General features: G+C 42.7%; 24 protein-coding genes. 19 read left to right on the top strand and 5 right to left on the bottom strand.

The window, feature by feature from the left end:
- Nucleotides 1-19 precede the first annotated feature (19 nt).
- Genes LGO15_RS15965 through LGO15_RS15955 form a run of 3 tightly spaced genes read right to left on the bottom strand, consistent with a single transcriptional unit; the run spans nt 20 to nt 1,103 of the window.
- Nucleotides 20-589, bottom strand: coding sequence for a manganese catalase family protein (locus LGO15_RS15965; protein ID WP_167831400.1), 570 nt, complete (start codon nt 587-589; stop codon nt 20-22).
- Nucleotides 590-615: 26 nt separating this feature from the next.
- Nucleotides 616-876, bottom strand: a complete 261-nt coding sequence (locus LGO15_RS15960) for a spore coat protein CotJB (RefSeq protein WP_167831399.1) — start codon at nt 874-876, stop codon at nt 616-618.
- Complete coding sequence (locus LGO15_RS15955) at nt 873-1,103, bottom strand: spore coat associated protein CotJA (RefSeq protein ID WP_226085254.1); 231 nt, start codon at nt 1,101-1,103, stop codon at nt 873-875. Before LGO15_RS15955 ends, LGO15_RS15960 begins: the two co-directional genes overlap by 4 nt.
- 145 nt (nt 1,104-1,248) lie before the next feature.
- Between LGO15_RS15955 and LGO15_RS15950 the strand changes: the two genes are divergently transcribed.
- The 7 genes from LGO15_RS15950 (at nt 1,249) to LGO15_RS15920 (ending at nt 7,606) form a co-directional block, all read left to right on the top strand.
- Complete coding sequence (locus tag LGO15_RS15950) at nt 1,249-1,881, top strand: CBS domain-containing protein (protein ID WP_167831397.1); 633 nt, start codon at nt 1,249-1,251, stop codon at nt 1,879-1,881.
- Between the two features lie 217 nt (nt 1,882-2,098).
- On the top strand, nt 2,099-2,479 hold the full coding sequence (locus tag LGO15_RS15945) for a hypothetical protein (protein ID WP_226085253.1): 381 nt from the start codon (nt 2,099-2,101) through the stop codon (nt 2,477-2,479).
- Between the two features lie 23 nt (nt 2,480-2,502).
- Nucleotides 2,503-3,291 carry a metallophosphoesterase gene (locus LGO15_RS15940; protein WP_226085252.1) on the top strand — a complete coding sequence of 263 codons (789 nt, stop codon included), beginning with the start codon at nt 2,503-2,505 and terminating at the stop codon, nt 3,289-3,291.
- Between the two features lie 64 nt (nt 3,292-3,355).
- Nucleotides 3,356-4,267, top strand: a complete 912-nt coding sequence (locus tag LGO15_RS15935) for a MerR family transcriptional regulator (RefSeq protein ID WP_226085251.1) — start codon at nt 3,356-3,358, stop codon at nt 4,265-4,267.
- Nucleotides 4,268-4,331: 64 nt separating this feature from the next.
- A complete protein-coding gene (locus LGO15_RS15930; protein WP_167831394.1) occupies nt 4,332-4,916 on the top strand; it encodes a genetic competence negative regulator in 585 nt (194 codons plus the stop codon).
- Between the two features lie 337 nt (nt 4,917-5,253).
- Nucleotides 5,254-6,531 carry a Glu/Leu/Phe/Val family dehydrogenase gene (locus tag LGO15_RS15925; RefSeq protein ID WP_167831393.1) on the top strand — a complete coding sequence of 426 codons (1,278 nt, stop codon included), beginning with the start codon at nt 5,254-5,256 and terminating at the stop codon, nt 6,529-6,531.
- 109 nt (nt 6,532-6,640) lie between these two features.
- The gene (locus tag LGO15_RS15920) at nt 6,641-7,606 is read left to right on the top strand and encodes a YpdA family putative bacillithiol disulfide reductase (RefSeq protein ID WP_226085250.1); all 966 of its coding nucleotides are present in this window, start codon (nt 6,641-6,643) and stop codon (nt 7,604-7,606) included.
- A gap of 373 nt (nt 7,607-7,979) precedes the next feature.
- On the opposite strand, the gene LGO15_RS15915 is transcribed toward LGO15_RS15920, so the two are convergent.
- Nucleotides 7,980-8,951 carry an asparaginase gene (locus LGO15_RS15915; protein WP_167831391.1) on the bottom strand — a complete coding sequence of 324 codons (972 nt, stop codon included), beginning with the start codon at nt 8,949-8,951 and terminating at the stop codon, nt 7,980-7,982.
- Between the two features lie 103 nt (nt 8,952-9,054).
- Between LGO15_RS15915 and prsW the strand changes: the two genes are divergently transcribed.
- The 9 genes from prsW to fni all read left to right on the top strand — a co-directional run bounded on the left by prsW (nt 9,055) and on the right by fni (nt 17,405).
- The gene (gene prsW, locus LGO15_RS15910) at nt 9,055-9,726 is read left to right on the top strand and encodes a glutamic-type intramembrane protease PrsW (RefSeq protein WP_226085249.1); all 672 of its coding nucleotides are present in this window, start codon (nt 9,055-9,057) and stop codon (nt 9,724-9,726) included.
- Nucleotides 9,727-9,840: 114 nt separating this feature from the next.
- On the top strand, nt 9,841-10,629 hold the full coding sequence (gene sleB / locus LGO15_RS15905) for a spore cortex-lytic enzyme (RefSeq protein ID WP_167831389.1): 789 nt from the start codon (nt 9,841-9,843) through the stop codon (nt 10,627-10,629).
- Nucleotides 10,630-10,641: 12 nt separating this feature from the next.
- On the top strand, nt 10,642-11,991 hold the full coding sequence (ypeB, locus tag LGO15_RS15900; RefSeq protein ID WP_167831388.1) for a germination protein YpeB: 1,350 nt from the start codon (nt 10,642-10,644) through the stop codon (nt 11,989-11,991).
- A gap of 479 nt (nt 11,992-12,470) precedes the next feature.
- On the top strand, nt 12,471-13,130 hold the full coding sequence (locus LGO15_RS15895; RefSeq protein WP_167831387.1) for a flagellar brake protein: 660 nt from the start codon (nt 12,471-12,473) through the stop codon (nt 13,128-13,130).
- A gap of 263 nt (nt 13,131-13,393) precedes the next feature.
- Nucleotides 13,394-13,576 carry a YpfB family protein gene (locus LGO15_RS15890; protein ID WP_167831386.1) on the top strand — a complete coding sequence of 61 codons (183 nt, stop codon included), beginning with the start codon at nt 13,394-13,396 and terminating at the stop codon, nt 13,574-13,576.
- Nucleotides 13,577-13,782: 206 nt separating this feature from the next.
- Entirely contained in the window at nt 13,783-14,457 is a 675-nt protein-coding gene (gene cmk / locus LGO15_RS15885) for a (d)CMP kinase (RefSeq protein ID WP_167831385.1), read from the top strand.
- 2 nt (nt 14,458-14,459) lie between these two features.
- The gene (locus LGO15_RS15880; protein ID WP_167831683.1) at nt 14,460-15,041 is read left to right on the top strand and encodes a lysophospholipid acyltransferase family protein; all 582 of its coding nucleotides are present in this window, start codon (nt 14,460-14,462) and stop codon (nt 15,039-15,041) included.
- Nucleotides 15,042-15,194: 153 nt separating this feature from the next.
- Entirely contained in the window at nt 15,195-16,334 is a 1,140-nt protein-coding gene (gene rpsA, locus LGO15_RS15875) for a 30S ribosomal protein S1 (RefSeq protein ID WP_226085248.1), read from the top strand.
- Nucleotides 16,335-16,346: 12 nt separating this feature from the next.
- Nucleotides 16,347-17,405: a type 2 isopentenyl-diphosphate Delta-isomerase gene (gene fni, locus LGO15_RS15870; RefSeq protein ID WP_226085247.1), complete on the top strand. Its 1,059-nt coding sequence runs from the start codon at nt 16,347-16,349 to the stop codon at nt 17,403-17,405.
- 127 nt (nt 17,406-17,532) lie between these two features.
- Here the strand turns inward: fni and LGO15_RS15865 are convergent, their stop codons facing one another.
- Nucleotides 17,533-17,676 carry a YpzI family protein gene (locus tag LGO15_RS15865; protein ID WP_167831382.1) on the bottom strand — a complete coding sequence of 48 codons (144 nt, stop codon included), beginning with the start codon at nt 17,674-17,676 and terminating at the stop codon, nt 17,533-17,535.
- Nucleotides 17,677-17,885: 209 nt separating this feature from the next.
- On the opposite strand from LGO15_RS15865, the gene LGO15_RS15860 reads away from it, so the two are divergent.
- The 3 genes from LGO15_RS15860 to LGO15_RS15850 are packed head-to-tail and all read left to right on the top strand — an operon-like array spanning nt 17,886 to nt 19,569.
- Entirely contained in the window at nt 17,886-18,497 is a 612-nt protein-coding gene (locus tag LGO15_RS15860; protein WP_226085246.1) for a YphA family membrane protein, read from the top strand.
- Nucleotides 18,494-19,387: a YIEGIA family protein gene (locus tag LGO15_RS15855; RefSeq protein ID WP_226085245.1), complete on the top strand. Its 894-nt coding sequence runs from the start codon at nt 18,494-18,496 to the stop codon at nt 19,385-19,387. The genes LGO15_RS15860 and LGO15_RS15855 overlap by 4 nt, the downstream gene beginning before the upstream one ends.
- Entirely contained in the window at nt 19,384-19,569 is a 186-nt protein-coding gene (locus LGO15_RS15850; protein ID WP_167831379.1) for a capping complex subunit for YIEGIA, read from the top strand. The genes LGO15_RS15855 and LGO15_RS15850 overlap by 4 nt, the downstream gene beginning before the upstream one ends.
- The last annotated feature ends 29 nt before the right edge of the window (nt 19,570-19,598 follow it).

The following is a 19,598-nucleotide window of genomic DNA, read 5'->3' as shown; positions in this document are numbered from 1 at the left end:
TGCGGATGCTTCTGCCTGTTTAGAAGATCTTCTTCTTGCCCTGATCCTCCTTGATGATTTCCACAGCTTCCCGGAAGCGCTGAGAATGGATGATCTCCCTTTCGCGTAAGAATCTTAACCCATCGTTTAGGTCAGGATCATCGCTCATATTGATGATCCACTGATAAGTTGCCCTCGCTTTTTCTTCGGCTGCTATGTCTTCATATAAATCGGCGATTGGATCACCCTTAGCGGCAATATAGGATGCGGTCCACGGAACCCCTGCAGCATTATGATAAAAAAGGGCACTGTCATGATTCGCATAGTGTGCATCAAGTCCAGCTTGTTTCATTTGTTCTGGAGTTGCATCTTTTGTTAGTTTATAAATCATCGTTGCAATCATTTCCAAATGGGCGAATTCTTCGGTGCCAATATCGGTCAATAGGCCTATTACTTTATCAGGAATCGTATAACGCTGATTTAAGTATCTGAGTGCCGCGGCCAATTCGCCGTCGGCTCCCCCATATTGCTCAACAAGGAATTTGGCGAGCGTGGGATTACAGGTGCTTACTTTTACGGGATATTGCAATTTCTTTTCATAAAGCCACATGTTCCTTACCCCCTCCTAATTTTAGTTTAGACCTGCCATGGCCAAGGACTGTCATCCCAATTCCACGGATAACCTGAATAGCTGTTGCCGAATTGCTGGAGAGGTCCATACATACTTTCAACAACTTTCTTCAATCGGCGTCTTTCTTTAGCGAACTGGTTGAACTGATTGATGGCTTCATAATCCTCTGGATGGGTGTCTAAGTATAGTGTAAGGTCCACGAGAACAAAATCTACTGCCTGAAGTTCTTCCATGGCTGCATAAAATTCCTTGGGTAATTGTTTCATGAATGATCACCCTCCCTTGGTGCCTCATAAGGTGAATACCAAGGATCATAGAAAACCTTCCAGAGTGTCCCTGTTCTTAATGCCTGCATTGGCGTGAACTGTTCAAGATTGGGCGGCTGGAAGCCCAGAAATAAATTCGGCGGAGTGGAATACGTTTTCGCCTTGATCGGCGGACAGGGGTCGAAGGGACTGGCGTATGGATACCATGTTCTTCTGAATTTAGACAAGTTAAGCCCTCCTCTATATAAACTTCATTTCATTTTATGAGCAAAATATTATTTCATGTTAAATTTATCTGTGAAAGAAGGGATTTTTGCGGCAATGCAGAAATATATAAGGCAGGGCAGTACTTTAAAATTCGAGGTGAATGGAATGTTTGTTAAAAGTATCATGATTCCGAAGTATAAATGTATTACAGCGCAACTGGACGAATCATTGCAAAGTGTTCTTGAAAAGCTTGATGGAAATGAAATTGATGGTGTACCTGTACTCGATGGCGATCAATATGCAGGTGTGGTCACAAGATACGGCATCTATCAGGAATACTTCAAGGCAGGGGGAGAGAAGGATGATTTCCTCCAGACCAAGGTTGCTGCTGACGTACTTTGCCTTCAGGAACAAATCCTGCATGGCATTGAGATTTTCGAAAGCACATTGGTTAAATTAAAGGATATCCCTCTTATGGCGGTTGTCGATGAAAAGGGGAAATTCCAGGGAGCTGTAACACGCTCTGATGCTCTGGACCAATTCCAGAGTGCTTTTGGTGTACATAGAGAGGGTGTCAGGATTGCGTTTACTTCTGTGGAAACGGAAGGCCGTATCGCAAGGCTGGCTGATATCGCCCATCAGTTCCACGAGCATATCATTTCATTGGTCACTTTTGATGAAACAGATAAGCTTGTCCGCAGGATTGTCATGAAAATTGAAAAGAAAGACAATATTGATAAATTCGTTAAGAAGCTGGAAGAGTCTGGATTCCGCATTCTGGATATCCACGAGGTTTGATTTTTCAAAGAGAAGTAGGATAATCTTTTACTTCGAGAAAATGTCCAGCTCCAGCGCCTAGCACCTCGAGACGTTTCGGTCCGCTTAATGAAGTTAAAGAGCGACTTCACTAGTCGGCCCTCCAACGCTTTTCTGTGCTGACCAAGGCGCTTCCGCTTTTCTTAATACGGAAATAAAGACAAGGGCCTTTCATACATTGTGTATGGGAGGTTTTTGTATGCTTTGGAAAGTTTTCAGACTGGTCATTGGACTGTTGTGTGGTTACATGTTCATCATGTCACTGACTGCTGTCATTCCATCCGTAGAGTTTCTGGGAGAATTTATTTTACATCCAATTGAGTTCCTTGCCAGTGCAGTAGCTCTTGTTTTCGGGATGTATGCAATCGGGGGGCTGCTCCGAGATGGGGGAGTTGGAATCATACGGACGATTAAAGGTGAAAAGGGGTTAGGATCAGATATTGTTTTAGCCTTCACCTGTTTAGGCTTCTTTTTTTTGCTATTGCCCGTGGGTGTTTGGGAGACAGCAATTTTTTTCGTTTTCTGTTTGCTTTATGGTATGATGTCATGTAGCTTACCAGAGGACGGAAATGAAAGCTAGATAAAGAATGGCGGGAGGAAAAAATGGAGATTGTTTTTTTCATAGTTGGAATGCTGCTGTTTGGCAGCTTCCTTTTACTATATATGTATCGTCAGGCATTTGCTGACAGAGTGCTTGAGCAGGAAATCACATTGAAGGATTTTCCGGAAAGCTTTGGGTCAGTCAAAATCTTTTTTATCTCAGATGTCCATAAGCGAATTATTCAAGATTCGATCATCTCAGAGGTGAAGGGAAAGGCCGACCTTGTGATCATTGGGGGTGACCTGGCTGAAAAAGGCGTGCCCTTGGAGAGGATATCGGTTAATATTGAAAAATTGAAAAGGATCGCCCCGGTTTTTTTCGTATGGGGAAACAATGATTATGAATTCAATTCACATGAACTTGACTCTCTTTTGTACCACCTGGGTGTGAAAGTGCTGGACAATACTGCAGTTAAATTTGAATCTAGATCAGGGGATGTCATGCACATCTTGGGTATAGATGATTTAAGCCTTGGTAAAAGCAGGCTGGATTTGGCGTTACGGGATGCGGAGGAAGAAGGTTTCAAAATCCTTGTTAGCCATAACCCTGCCATTGCTAACACCCTAAAGCCAGAATATGATATCCGCCTTGTTTTGAGCGGTCATACTCACGGGGGACAAATCAGGATATTTGGGTTCGGCCCTTATGAATTAGGCGGAATCAAAGAGAACAATGGCGCTAAGGTTCTGACCAGCAATGGCTATGGAACCACAGGAGTCCCTCTTCGACTCGGAGCCAGGGCTGAGACGCATTTAATTACTTTGGTTTCAGACTCCAAGCAAGCAGATTGAAGTTTTACAGCTGATCCAAAACACGGATATAATCGGTAATACAGGTAATAACGGAGGTTTTAGTATGGGGAATGATCCAGGAAAATACAATATTAAGGCAGTATCCAGAATGCTTAATATCCAGGCAGGAACACTCAGGGCCTGGGAAAGAAGATATCAGATGATTGCCCCAGTTAGAAATGAATCTGCTCACCGATTATATACCGAGGAACATGTAGAAATACTAAGGTGGCTGATTTCAAAAATCAATCAAGGCTTTACAATTAGCCAGGCCGTTTCTTTGCTTGAAAATTCCTCTTTATCAATGGAGAAGGCTGAAGTGCCAAAGAGGGACCAGGCAGATGAAATAGGGGACAAGCTGCTGGCAGCACTTCTGGAGTTCGACAGCACCAAAGCGCATGAATTAATCAATCAAGCCTTTAGTCTATATACAATAGATAAAACTGTTATTGATTTATTGGGTCCTATTTTGATTAAAGTGGGCGATTTATGGGAAGAGGGAAGTATAACGACTGCACATGAGCATTTTGCTTCATCCTTTATACGTTCTCGAATAGAAGGATTATCTAATTCTTTTCCGCATAGCACATTCCTTCCAAAGTCTATTGCGGTTTGCGGGCCTGGCGAGAAACATGAACTAGGCTTGCTAATCTATACGCTTTATCTAAGGCGAAAAGGCTTTGAGGTTATCTTCCTTGGCACAAGTCTTGCTGAGAATGATCTAGAGGTAGTTGTGGAAAAGATCAAACCCAAATTTCTTTTCTTCTCCTGCACTCTTGAAGAAAATAGAAAGGCAACATTGGAGCTTGCCCAAGAGATGAATAAGACTTTTCCCGATCTTATGATTGGGCTCGGTGGGATCGCGATTGACTCCATGCCTTTAGAGCTGCAAGAAGAATATCGGGAGTACTTGGTAGGAATGACAAGAGCCGAATGGGAAAAATGGTTGAAAAAGCGCATCGATCAATTGAAATAACTCACCAACCTGCGATATTTTCATAAACTACAATAAGAGCTTTGCGATGGCAGGGGGCATGATTATGCGCTTGGAACGATTAACCAACAATAAGATTAAGATATTCCTTACGATAGATGATTTATCCGATCGGGGATTGACCAAAGAAGATATATGGAAGGATTCGTTGAAGTGGCACCAGCTTTTTCATGATATGCTCGAGGAAGCCAGCGAGGAATTCGATTTGGAGATCATTGGTTCAGTTGCAGTTGAGATCTTTTCACTGCATGCCCAGGGGATGGTCATGATCGTTACTATGATCGAACAAGATGAAGATGAAGAACAGTTCGATGATGGAATTATAGAAATGCAGGTAACCGTCGATGGAAGCGAAGACATACTGTTTGAATTCAATGATATCGAAGATGTGATCCAGCTGGCAAAGAGACTCTTGGATGCCGGTATTATTGGAGGAAGCCTGCATTCCATGAATGACCATTATTATTTGCTTATGAATGGAATATTGCCTGATGAGGTCAATATGACGGTGTCTTTAATGGCAGAATACGGAGTTCCATCAATATTGAGCATCCATAGACTGCTCGAGTATGGGAACGAGATTATGGAAGAACGTGCAGTCGAAAACCTAGTCCATTATTTTATAAAATAATGGATAGGTTTCGGCTTTTTTTAATGGGAAAGTGTTTAAGCAGTGTTTTCAGGCTAAGTCCCTTAAGCGGAAATATCCGATGGCCGAAGGGAATATTACTGCTGTGTTTATCTCTCGAGAGGACGATAAAAATAAAGCTTTTTTACCTAGGAATGTCTTATTATTCAGTCAATTTATTATTAAGTCAATAATAATAAGGGCTTGAATGGTAGCGTTTTCATTTAATAATCAAAAAAAGCGGAAAACTGTTTTTTTCTTCTTGCATAAAATATCCAAAGGTGTATACTAATCCATGAAAGCAGACAACATCCGCAAAAGTGATTTAGGAGGTTTATCAATGGTAGCCGCAAACGGTAATGAAAATCCAAATAAAGAAGACAAACATGACGTCTTACGATCTACACAAACTGTTATTCACAAGGCTTTGGAAAAACTCGGATACCCAGATGAGGTTTTTGAGCTTTTAAAGGAGCCGCTCAGAATGATGACAGTGAAAATTCCTGTCAGAATGGATGACGGATCTGTTAAAGTCTTTACTGGCTACCGGGCGCAGCACAATGATGCAGTGGGTCCAACAAAGGGAGGAATACGTTTCCATCCAAACGTATCAGAGAAAGAAGTAAAAGCCTTATCAATCTGGATGAGTTTGAAATGCGGCATCGTCGATCTGCCGTACGGCGGCGGTAAAGGCGGGATCGTTTGTGATCCTCGCGACATGTCATTTAGGGAACTGGAACGATTGAGCCGGGGATATGTTCGTGCGATCAGTCAGATCGTAGGACCAACAAAAGACATCCCGGCACCTGATGTTTTCACAAACTCGCAGATTATGGCTTGGATGATGGATGAATACAGCCGTATAGATGAATTTAACTCTCCAGGATTCATTACAGGCAAGCCGCTGGTACTCGGTGGTTCACATGGTCGTGAATCAGCAACAGCAAAAGGGGTTACAATTTGTATCCGCGAAGCTGCAAAGAAAAAGGGAATTGAACTTGAAGGCGCAAGAGTTGTCGTCCAGGGATTCGGTAATGCCGGAAGCTACTTAGCAAAGTTCATGCACGATGCGGGAGCGAAAATAATCGGTATTTCTGATGCTTATGGTGGGCTCCATGATCCTGAAGGACTTGATATTGATTACTTACTTGACCGTCGTGACAGTTTTGGTACAGTAACCAAATTATTCAATAATACAATAACAAATAAAGAATTGTTGGAACTTGATTGTGACATTCTCGTTCCGGCTGCGATAGAAAATCAGATTACGGAAGAAAATGCCCACAATATCAGGGCAAGTATCGTTGTTGAGGCTGCAAACGGTCCAACGACGCTGGAAGCAACAGAAATCCTTACAGAACGCGGCATCCTGCTCGTTCCGGATGTACTCGCTTCTGCAGGCGGCGTAACAGTTTCTTACTTTGAATGGGTCCAAAACAACCAGGGTTATTACTGGACAGAAGAAGAAGTGGAAGAAAAGCTTGAAAAGGTTATGGTAAAATCTTTTGACAGCATCTATGATACTGCCCAGACACGCAGGGTAGACATGCGTCTTGCTGCCTATATGGTCGGTGTCCGCAAAATGGCTGAAGCCAGCCGATTCAGAGGATGGATCTAACAATGGCAAGGGTTCTTCATTGAATCTGAAGTTAAAATCTCCTATCATTTAATGATGGGAGATTTTTTATATATTTTTTAGACGTAACGATAAGGAGTGTTTTTAATACATGACAAACGAAGATGTCATTATCATCGGGGGAGGCCCATGCGGACTTGCTGCGGCAATAGCATTGAAGAAAAAGGGAATGAATCCGCTCATCATCGAGAAAGGGAATATCGTTAACGCGATCTATAATTATCCCACTCACCAGACCTTTTTTAGCAGCAGTGAAAAGCTTGCGATAGGCGATGTACCCTTCATAACTGAAAACCTCAAACCAAAAAGGAATCAGGCTTTGGTTTATTACCGGGAAGTGGTCAAGCGGGAAAAGCTTAGGATCAATAAATTTGAAAAGGTAGAAGAAGTTCAGAAGCAGGGAGATGCTGTTTTCAAGGTTTCTACGGATAAACAGGAATACACTGCAAAAAACATCATCATAGCGACTGGTTACTATGATCACCCGAATCTCATGGAAATACCAGGCGAAGAGCTGTCCAAGGTTTCTCACTATTTCAAGGAAGCGCATCCTTACTTCGATATGGACATCGCAGTCATTGGCGGGAAAAACTCTAGTGTGGATGCAGCGATTGAGTTAGAGAAGGCGGGGGCGCGAGTGACCGTATTGTACCGTGGAGCAGAATATTCGCCCAGTATCAAACCTTGGGTGCTACCGGAGTTCGAAGCGCTAGTAAGGGCAGGTTCGGTAAAAATGGTATTCAATGCAGAAGTAAAGGCGATTGAAGAAGATTATGTGATCTACGAGCATGAAGGGGAACAGGTGAAATTAAAGAATGATCATGTTTTTGCGATGACAGGTTATCGGCCTGACCACGCCTTCCTTCAAAAGATGGGGGTGAAAATTGAGGCAGAAACAGGGAGGCCTCACTTTGATCAGGAAACAATGGAAACAAATGTCCCAGGGATTTTTATTGCAGGAGTAATTGCTGCTGGGAACAATGCAAATGAAATCTTCATCGAGAACGGCCGGTTCCATGGCGGACAGATTGCAGAAGCCATCTCAAGTAGAGCTTAGAGTGTAAGTTAGAATTAATGAAACAAAGCGGTGCCGAAGGGCACCGCTTTGTTTACGGAGAAGAATCCTTACAGGTATCGAATGTGCCCTAATGGAGAGCTTTCACTTGCTATAAGGATACGATTAGGAGAGAATCGTGCCCTTATGGAGCGGTATCGCATGTTATAAGGCTACGATTAGGAGAGAATCGTAACCTTATTTAAAGCTTTTTCATGTTATAAGGATACCTTTAGAAGTTAAACCTGCCCTTATGTAGCTTATCCAATGTCTATAGGGAAATAACTCCTTATTGGTCACTGATAAAAAGCGAAAGCGATGCCTGTAAACATACAGGCATCGCTTTTTTCATATATTATCCTGATTGCTTTACTGATTAGAACATGAACATCTCATTAATTTCATCTATGTTTTCTGTCTTGGCAAGGGCAACTAGTAGTTTGATCCTTGCTTTCTGGCCGTTGAGTCCATTTGAAAAGATGACGCCCAATTCCTTCAGGTGTTTGCCGCCGCCTTCATAGCCATAGACATCCTGGACAATGCCGGCAAAGCTTCTGGAAACGATGACGACCGGGATATTGTGCTTAAGGAAATCTTTTACGCCCTCAAGTGCAGCAGGCGGAAGATTGCCTTGTCCAAGTGCTTCGATGACTACTCCATCCACATCAAGTGCCAAGATCGCTTTAAGCAGAGAAGAGTCCATCCCTGCATGTGCTTTAATCAGGGAAACATTTTTGCTGATATCTTCCACTGGATAATTCTCGTGTTTCGTAGGGGTATGGTGGAAAAGAACTCCCCTTTTCGTCACAATGCCAATTGGTCCATATTGAGGGCTCTGAAAGGTTGAAATATTGCTTGTGTGTGTTTTGGTCACATTCACAGCTGTGTGAATTTCATCATTAAGGACGACCAGGACCCCTTTTCCTTTTGCTTCCGGGCTGGAAGCGACCCTTATGGACGAGATTAAATTATAGAGACCGTCAGAGCCGATTTCATTGCTGGACCTCATGGCTCCAGTAACGACGACCGGGAAACTTGCCTGGCAAGTAAGGTCAAGGAAATAAGCTGTTTCTTCCAGTGTATCTGTTCCGTGGGTAATGACCGCGCCATCGATGGTTCCTTTTTTATCATAATCCTCAAGGATGTATTTTAACTCCATCATCTCTTTTGGTGTAATATGTGGAGATGGCAGATTAAATGGTTCTTCAACGACAAGTTCAGCAAGACTGGATAGAAGGTCGGTTCCCTGTGTCAAAGGGTTGTTCGTTCCGGGTTTAACCGCTCCGCTTGTATCCTCGCTCATAGAAATGGTGCCGCCAGTATGAATCAATAAAATATTTTTCTTCAAAACTATTACCTCCGAAAGACCGTTAAGAAAGAAAAATTAATCCATTTTCTTTCTTCTAATTACATGATACGATTAAAAAAACAAATTGAAAAGAGGACAGCATATGCTGGGAATAGTTACTGCCGGTGTAGCACCGGGTCTGGCGCTGTTAAGTTATTTTTACTTAAAGGATCAGTATGAGTCGGAGCCGCTATCTCTGGTGTTTAAAATGTTTATATTCGGTGCATTGCTTGTATTTCCGCTTATGTTCATTCAATATGTGCTTTCTGTTGAGGGATTGTTCCAGGGTGACTTTACAAAAGCGTTTGGGACGGTTGGTCTTCTAGAAGAATTCTTTAAATGGTTTATCCTTTATTACACGATTTTTCAACATATTTCCTTTGATGAACATTATGATGGAATTGTTTACGGCGTTTCTGTATCACTTGGTTTTGCTTCAGCTGAAAATATATTTTATCTGCTTGCCAATGGCCTCCAGGATGCAATTGGGAGGGCGCTTTTGCCTGTATCAAGCCATGCGCTGTTTGGGGTCATAATGGGTTACTATATAGGTAAGGCAAAGTTTTCGCCCGGGGTTCAAAAGAAGTGGATCCTGTTATCACTTACAGTCCCAGTCCTACTGCATGGTGTCTATGATTTCATCCTTATGACCAGAGAAGATTGGATGGTTCTGATGGTTCCATTCATGATTTTCCTTTGGTGGCTTGGGTTGAGAAAAGTGAAAAAAGCGCGTGTCCTGACTCTTCAGCAGGTTGAAAAGCAATATACAATCTGAAAAACTCTTCATTTCTAAAAAATGAAGGGTTTTTTTGTTTTGTGGAATAAAAGTCAACTCTTAACAAAAAATAGGAGTAATCTTTTAAGTTCACATCTTTGGGGGTTGCATTCAATGAGAAATTATCGGTCTATCTTGAAGGTGATGGCCGCGATGGCTTTGATCGTGTCTTTTGTACAATTCAGCGAAGTCGATCAGAGGGCGGAGGCTTTTACGAGTCAAGTGCTCCAGAAGGGTGCGGTAGGAGACGATGTTATCGAACTCCAATCACGTCTCAAGCATATTGGTTTTTACAGTGGCAAAATCGACGGGGTGTTCGGCTGGGGGACCTATTGGGCTCTTCGAAACTTCCAATATGAATTTGGTTTGGAGATCGATGGAGTGGCAGGGTGGCAGACGAAACTCAAGCTTGCAAAAGCAACGCCAAATGCGAAAATCGCCTGGGGCGGTGAAGCACAAGGTGGCGGCACAACGGGCGGTGGTGGCGGTGGTACGCAGACACAACCGGCTTCTAAACCACCAGCTGCGACAAATACTCCAAATGGGTTTTCTCAAAATGATATCCAGCTCATGGCCAATGCGGTCTATGGAGAGGCCAGGGGTGAGCCTTATACCGGACAGGTTGCGGTTGCGGCAGTCATTTTAAACAGAGTGGACAGTGCTACATTCCCGAATACAGTATCGGGCGTCATTTTCGAACCGAGAGCGTTCACAGCAGTTGCTGATGGCCAAATCTGGCTAACGCCGAACGAAACGGCAAAAAAGGCGGTCCTAGATGCGATCAATGGCTGGGACCCAACCGGAAATGCTATGTACTATTTTAATCCCGATACAGCCACCAGTGCCTGGATTTGGTCACGACCACAAATCAAAAAGATCGGGAAACATATTTTTTGTAAATAGGGGTGAGTTGAATTGCTAAGAGGAATAGCCATTGCAGTCCTCGTCATAGGTATTGCTGGAACTGCCTATTGGGGTTATCAGGAGCACAGGGAAAAAACAGCCGTATTGATTAATGCTGAAAACAATTATCAACGGGCTTTTCATGATCTGTCATATCAAATGGACTTACTGAACGATAAAATCGGTACAACGCTTGCGATGAATTCAAGGAGCTCGTTATCGCCTCAGTTGGCGGAGGTCTGGAAAATCACTTCTCAAGCTCATAGTGATGTCGGCCAGCTTCCATTGACATTATTACCTTTCAATAAAACGGAAGAATTTTTGGCGAGTGTAGGGAATTTCAGTTATAAAGCAGCGATACGGGATCTGGATAAAGAACCATTAACAGAAAAAGAATATTCCACACTTAAAGCCCTATATGAGCAATCAGGCGAAATCCAACAGGATTTAAGAAAAGTCCAGCATATGGTACTTGAAAATAATCTCCGCTGGATGGATGTAGAGCTTGCCCTCGCGACAGAAAAGGGTCAAGCAGACAATACCATCATTGACGGTTTCAAAACTGTCGAAAAGACCGTAGAAAGCTATTCGGAAACTGAGTTCGGACCAGCGCAGATCAACCTGCAGAAAAAGGATGAAAATTTTAAGAAGCTGCCTGGCGAGAAAATAACAAAGGAAAAAGCGATCCAGATTACCAGGAAGTATACTCCGCTCAGGAAGGGCGGGAAGGTGAAGGTAACCGAAAACGGCAAAGGTTCTGATTATGGATTCTTTAGTGTTTCAATCCAAAACCCAAAAACCAAGTTAGAAGCGAATATGGATATAACCAAAAAAGGAGGATATCCAATTTGGTTCTTGCTTGATAGGGACGTGAAGAATCAAAAACTTAGTCTTAATGACGCTTCTAATAAGGCGATCTCCTTCTTAAAGGAACATAACTTTGAAAACTTGGATCTTTTTGAAAGCGCACAGTATGATAATATCGGTGTATTTACTTTTGTTGGGACGCAGGACGATGTAAGGATATATCCTGATGCAATCGATATGAAAGTTGCGCTGGACAATGGTGATGTGATTGGCTTCTCAGCTGAGGAATATTTGAAATCACATAAGGCTAGGGAAATTCCACAGGCAGCAATTGAACTGGCGGATGCCAAAAAGAAAGTCAACCCAAATCTTAAGGTTATGGATGAAAAGAAGGCCATCATCATGAACGACCTTAATGAGGAGGTGTTATGCTACGAATTCACAGGAGTTCTAGGCAATGACACATTCAGGATTTATATCAATGCAGAAGACGGAACGGAAGAAAAAGTAGAAAAGCTCCATAACGCCGAACCAGTATATGAGGATGTAGTCTAAGGGAAGGCCAAGCGCTTTCCTTTTTTTATTTGGCTCTTTTAAAGCTAAATGTTGTTTATACATCCTATTGATTGTAGTGGAAGGCGCGAAGACACCTCGGAAAATGCTAACGCATTTCCATCGTGCGAGGGCATGTTCGAGGAAGCTCAATCAATGTCCTGTGGGATGAGCAAGTCATGGGGAGACCTCGGAGGCGCTTATAGCGCTGAAGGGGCTCCCTGACTGCAAGGAAGAAATTGATCTTTGAAAAAGCCGGCAGCAGGGCTTTTTCATAATTCTTCCCCGCGGAAAGCGAAGCGCCTGGAACGAAAATCAACAGCCGATTTTAACAGAGCTTTTATATTAATTATTGTAAAAATAATCCATTAAAGGACTATTGCACCAGATTGCTCCTGCATGTCATAATAAATAGAAGGTAATAGAGAAAAATAGACAAATTTATAAAACAGCATAGATAGAAGTGGGGAAGTGGGTCAGCTATGATAAAAATCGGTGATAACATCATCCTTGAGCATAAGTATTCCGACAGCTTTGAACAATACAAGTGTAAACTGGTTGAGCAAAAAGGCGACGATTTGTATATTGATTATCCTGTAAACATGAATACCAACCGAACGGTGTTCCTGCTTGAGGGTACTCCGTTGAAGGCTAATTTTGTTACAGATTCAGGTTCTCATTATTTTTTTGATACCGAAGTAAAAGGCAGGATCAAACTTAATATACCAATGGTGATTCTCTCGTATCCAGGCAAGGATCGACTCATTAAGATCCAGCGCAGACAATTTGTGCGGGTAGAAACCTCTGTGGATGTTGCTGTATACTCTGCCAAGGGGGAGTTCACCCCATTTACAACTGTTACCGATGATATCAGTGCTGGAGGAACTGCATTGCTGATTGATAAAAAAAGCAGTTTGAAGCAGGGGATGGAGATTGAGTGCTGGTTTGCCCTCCCGATGCAAAATGGAGAATTTGAATATAGAAAGTTTCATGGCAAAATTGTCCGAATCATCGATGGACCTGGCCACATGAACAAAGCTTCTGTTCAATTTTTTGATTCCTCGGGCACCGACAGACAGATGCTTCTAAGGTTCTGTTTCGAAAGACAGCTTGAAATGAAGAAAAAAGGACTTCCTGTTTAAGAAGCATGGCTCTGTTATTGCAAAATGTTGTTGTTTTTTCACACCTGTTGATTGTAGTGGAAGGCGCGAAGACTCCTGCGGGATGAGCAAGTCATGGGGAGACCCCGCAGGCGCTGAAAGCGCCGAGGAGGCTCCCCGACTGCCCGCGGAAAGCGAAGCGCCTGGAACGAAAATCAACAGCCAAGTTTAAGATAGTCAAAGGAATAAATACCTGGTAATGCTCCAATAATAGAATAAAAGTTTATTTTACAGGAGCATTAGACATGAAAACATTTGAAAGAATCTTAATCAAGATTGCCATTATTCAGTTTGTTTTTTTAGTGATCGCCCAAGTATTTTTTCATGAACTCAATGCTTTCCCCGAACTCAAGCAAATTACTCAGTACGAGGGTGTAACGGATAATAACCATTCTGAAGTCTTGAAATCAATAAGAAGCAAAGAGTAAGCAGGCAGTAGGCCTGCTTACTTTTTATATTGGCGGGATAACAAAGCTTTGAGAGTTTTGAAGAAGGAAATCCTATTGATAGCTGGAGTAACGCAAAGTTTAGAAAAGTGCCTCAAAAAAAGTGTTGATTAGCGAGGATTAAAAGATTTTTGTGTTAAAATATAAGAGTATATCAAGTAACAACTAGAAGGGTACCAGGAGGAAATATGAGTAGACGAATTTCAATTGCCATAGACGGTCCTGCAGCAGCAGGAAAAAGTACGGTTGCCAAAATTGTAGCCGAAAAACTAACATACATTTACATCGATACGGGTGCGATGTACAGAGCGCTTACATACAAGGCTTTAAACAAAGGAGCCAGCCTGGATAACGAATCAGCTCTGATTGAAATCTTAAATGATACTTCAATCGAGCTGATGCCTGGAGAAGCAGGCCAAAAGGTTCTGCTCGATGGGATCGAGGTCACCAATGAGATAAGAAGTGCTGAAGTTACAAATCAAGTATCATATGTTGCGGTGCATGAACTTGTCAGGAAAGAGATGGTCAATCGCCAGCAGCAGTTTGCAGTTGATGGCGGTGTCGTGATGGACGGAAGGGATATCGGCACACATGTATTGCCGAACGCTGAGGTAAAGGTCTTTTTGCTTGCTAGTGTGGAGGAAAGGGCACAGCGCCGACATGCGGAGAATATCCAAAAAGGTTTCCCATCTGATCTGGAAAAGCTGAAAGAAGAAATTGCGGCACGTGACAAAATTGATTCTGAGCGGGAAGTAGCTCCTTTGAAAAAAGCGGATGATGCCGTTGAAATCGATACAACCTCTTTATCAATCCAGGACGTAGTAATGAAAATAATGGATTTAGCACTTGAAAGGATCGGATGAAATTGACGTTTTATTCGTTTGCAAGGTCATTGGTTAACTCTGTATTGGGTCCAATTTATCGGATTGAGGTGATTGGCAAAGAAAATATGCCTGCCGATGGCGGTGTGCTCCTATGTGCCAATCATATAGACAATCTTGACCCCCCGGTAGTAGGAATTACTGCCCCACGTCCCGTCCATTTCATGGCGAAGGAAGAACTTTTCTCTGTACCGGTACTTGGGAAAATTGTTCCTCACCTGAATGCTTTTCCTGTTAAGAGGGGAATGAGCGACAGGGAGGCTTTAAGGAAAGGTCTCGGAATTTTAAAGGATGGAAAGGTTTTAGGTTTGTTTCCAGAGGGAACAAGAAGCAAGACAGGTGAAATGGGCAAAGGACTTGCAGGGGCGGGCTTTTTTGCTCTTCGATCTGATGCTCATGTCGTTCCATGCGCGATCATCGGTCCATACAAAGCATTCAAGAAATTGAAGGTGGTATATGGGAAGCCAATTGATATGGAATCAATTAAAGAAAAAAAGTTAAATGCAGAACAGGCGACAGACCTGATCATGGGTGAAATACAGGCACTGATTAACAAATACAAGTAATGTTTCTTGCTTGACAAAAATGTCTGTTTGTAAGAAGTTATTAAGAAGAGATATTTTTAGAATTTTCACTTAGTGGCTAATTATTGTGTTCTTTAGTGGCTTTTTGCCACAAAGCATATATTTGCAGCAGTCATGGATTAAGGAGGAGTACATATGTCAGAAGATATGAACCAAGTTGAGGTAAAAAACTTTGAGGCTGGAGACCGAGTTAAAGGCCAAGTAACCAAAGTGGAAGAAAAGCAGGTATTAGTAGATATCGAAGGAAGCAAGCTTGACGGCATCATTCCAATCAGTGAACTATCAAGCCTTCATGTTGAAAAAGCAGAAGATGCAGTTTCTGTCGGCGATGAGCTGGATTTGGAAGTGCAAAAGGTTGAAGAAGAAGCATTGATTCTTTCGAAGAGAAAAGTAGATGCTGAAAAAGCCTGGGAAGAACTAAAAGGTAGGTTTGAAAGTGGAGAAGTATTTGAGGCAGAAGTGAAAGATGTGGTAAAGGGCGGCCTGGTAGTGGACCTTGGTGTCCGCGGTTTCGTACCAGCATCTCTTGTAGAATCTTATTTTGTTGAAGATTTCTCTGATTATAAAGGGAAAACGCTGAGCTTCAAAATCGTAGAGCTTGATCAAGAGAAGAACCGTTTGATTCTTTCTCACCGTGCAGTGGTGGAAGAAGAGCAAGGAAAGAAAAAGCAGGACTTGCTTGCAGCTATCCAATCTGGACAGGTTATCGAGGGTATTGTACAAAGAATCACAGATTTTGGGGCGTTCGTTGATATCGGTGGAGTGGATGGACTTGTCCATATTTCACAGCTTTCCCACGAGCATGTAGAAAAGCCATCCGATGTTGTCGAAGAAGGACAGCAGGTTCAAGTTAAAGTATTGAGCGTAGACCGTGATAATGAACGTATATCACTTTCTATCAAAGAAACTCTGCCTGGACCATGGTCGGATATTGATGAGAAAGCTCCGAAGGGGAGCACTTTGGAAGGCACTGTGAAGCGTTTGGTTTCATACGGTGCATTTGTTGAAGTATTCCCTGGTGTTGAAGGACTTGTCCATATTTCGCAAATTTCTCATAAGCATATCGGCACGCCGCATGAAGTCCTTCAAGAAGGGCAAACTGTAAAAGTGAAGGTGCTTGACGTAAATAAGGAAGATCAAAGACTGTCACTCAGCATGAAGGAGTTCGAGGAAAGAGAAAGCAATGAGGCTTTCGATTATGAACTTCCTGAGGAAACGAAGGGCTTCAGCCTGGGTGATATGATCGGAGACAAGCTAAAGAATCTTAAACAGTAATGGTGATATAACGTGTCAAGATCAAAACGTAAATGGGACCATATACAATATGCCCTTGAAACAGGCCAAAAACGCCTAACCGGTTTTGACGATATTAAGTTTGTAAACCAAAGCTTGCCTGGATCAAAACTTGATTCAGTAAAATTGGAGACTGAAATTGGCGAACTTTCTTTAAGTTCGCCAATTTTTATAAATGCCATGACAGGCGGCGGCGGAGAGAGAACTTTTCGAATTAACCGGGAATTGGCTATAGCAGCCAGGGAGACTGGATCAGCGATTGCTGTTGGCTCGCAAATGGCTGCATTGAAAAATCCTGACGAGCGGAGAAGTTATGAAGTTGTAAGGGAAATGCACCCTGACGGCATTATCCTTGCCAATTTGGGCAGTGAAGCAACAGTGGTGCAGGCGCGTGCAGCAATTGATATGATCCAGGCAGATGCGCTGCAAATTCACCTGAATGTAGTTCAGGAGTTGACCATGCCTGAAGGAGACAGGGATTTTGAAGGTGCGTTAGCCAGAATCATGGAAATCCAACAAAGTGTTGATATCCCAGTTGTTGTTAAAGAAGTGGGGTTTGGCATCGGAGCAGAGACCGCTGCTTTGCTTTGTGCATCTGGAGTAAGCTATGTTGATGTTGGCGGATTTGGCGGAACCAATTTTGCGGAAATAGAAAATAAGCGGCGGAATCGGTTATTGACGTTTTTTGAGGATTGGGGAATTCCGACTGCTGCCTCAATTATTGAGACAAAGTCTGCCACTAAAAAACTTTCAGTTATAGCTTCAGGCGGAATACAGACGAGCCTGGATATTGTAAAGGCTCTTGCCGTTGGTGCTGACGCTGCTGCAATGGCAGGGTACTTGCTTAAGACTTTGATGGAGAATGGAACAGAAGAGTTAATAAAGGAAATCAATCTGGTTAAAGATGAGATGGCAATCATCATGACTGCATTAGGTGTACATACAATCTGTGAGCTAAAAAGCGTACCTTTGGTGATAACAGGAGAAACTCACCACTGGCTTGAGCAAAGAGGGATTGATACGAGTACTTTTGCTAGAAGGCAAAAAAATTAATCTGAATAAATTGGTTTAGCCCCCTGCAGACATTGCAGGGGGCTATTTTGCTCATTGAAATCATCTGAACGATTTCAATCCAGCCCTAAAGTGTATTGCACTTTTACAAATCTAGATAGTCGTGCGCTCAACTATACTTGCCGTCATTTAACGAACGTGCTTCTTCAGGGCTTTGCAGTTTTGTTGCACCTGGATAATGCAAAGCCTGGTCTCGGTCAGACTCCACTCGTCCGCTCTTTTTTAGTTTCTTTTCCTGTCTGTCTTTGCCCATAATTAACACCTCCTGAATTTTTTACAGTCGATACAGGAAATAGTCAAGCTGATCGGGCTATTTCCTGTCATAGTTTTCCCTATCTTTTCTGTTTTACAGCTGAAATAAAGTTACTCCTTTATTTTATCTGGTATAGCTAAAAAACTTTAGGTGAAAAAAGATTAAATTACATAACGATTTACCATAATGGAAATGATAGGAGGGGTTGAATGGAAGGGTTGTACTTTTATTGGCTGGCTTGGATTGCTTGGGTTTGGACTACTTTCTTCATGAATAAAAAAAATCCGGTGAGACTGAAATGGTCTGTTCTTTTGCTGTCTGTTATTCTTGTTGCGCCATACACAATTGATTTCGTGAACATCGAAATTCATCTATCCGCTTTGGCAATTGGCCTGTATATTTTTTTCGAAACAAGGCGAAAAAAGACTGGATCATTACTGTATTTATTTTTATCTTCGTTCATTATCATGCTTGCCTACACAAGTTTTTTGCTTTTCGAATTATTCGATCCTGTATGGGTGTTGTTCGATCGGAACATCATGCTTGGGGCAGCAGGTTTTTATCTGTCAGTCCTATTACATAAAGAAAGGAAAGACCGTATATTAGCATTGGTTTCAGGCTTTTTGCAGGGAGATATCTTATTTTCGGTGATTCTGTGGAAATTCAATTTTCCATACCCTGCTGCTTCCATGGGTTTTATGGACATCCTGTTCATCTCTCTCGGCCTTCTCCTCGCCTGGTCAGCAATTGAATCAATGATTTCGCTCATGTCTGGCAGTACAATAAATCAAGTAGAAGGGGAGGAACAAAAGACTTCATGAATGAATATACGTTACCAATTGTATTCGGAATTGCTATAGGGACATTATCGAGACTTTTAATGCTGAGAACCGATTATCGTCAGTATCCAACATATTTACATGGGAAAATCATTCATGTAGCTCTTGGATTCATTGCAGCGGGTCTTGGTACTGTTGCAGGACCTGCAATCATGGAGGAAGAGTTTACGGCGATTACCTTCTTGACGCTTGCTGCGTCACAATTCAGGGAAGTCAGGAATATGGAGAGAAATACTCTGACCGAACTCGATAGCTATGAACTGGTTTCACGTGGGAAGACATATATCGAGGGGATTGCGATCGCTTTCGAGAGCCGCAATTATCTGGTGATTTTCACATCCCTTGTCAGCACGCTTGCCTACCTGATCTTCAATGTCTGGGCTGGGATCATTGCGGCAATCATCGCGGTGATCATTTCACACAAGCTGATGTCTGGCGGAAAGCTGAAGGACATCGTTGAGATCGAATATATGGAACCAAGGTTTGATGGTGCAGGGCTGTATGTAGATAACATTTATATAATGAACATCGGCCTCCCAGAGAGGCAGAAAGAAGTACTTCGTTATGGTATGGGATTTATTTTAAAACCCAAAAACATGAATGCGCGGTCTACAATAGCTAATCTGGGACAGAGGCAGGCTGTGCTGCATGATTTGTCAGTTGCGCTTGGCGTTTATCGTGATTCAGGTACACCCGCTCTCGTTCCGCTGGCGAAACGGGATCTTGACGATGGCAGAGTAGGAGTTTTTGTATTGCCACAAGAACGGGATATTGATCGTGCAATAACGGTGATAGGTGATGTGCCGACACTGGAGAATGCTATCAGGATGCCTTCCGAAAAAAAGAGCAATGAAGGGAGTGGGGCTCAATGATGCTGGAGAAATTCGTCCTTGCTGCCATCACGACGGACCCTAAAAAGGTGCCAGCTGGAACAGCCGTTTTCCATTGCGATTCAAAGGAAGAAATGGAGAAAGTTGCTGCGAACCTTGAAGCAATCCTTGATGGAATCGCACATGCGCTCACAGAAGAGCTCTATATAATTGTAAAACACTGACAAGAAATGTTTTCATTGCCTGATTAAGG

It is taken from the genome of Mesobacillus sp. S13 (genome assembly GCF_020422885.1).
GTDB lineage: Bacteria > Bacillota > Bacilli > Bacillales > Cytobacillaceae > Mesobacillus > Mesobacillus selenatarsenatis_A.
Note: the sequence above shows the minus strand (reverse complement) of the source record. Positions and strands in the feature narration are given on the sequence as shown.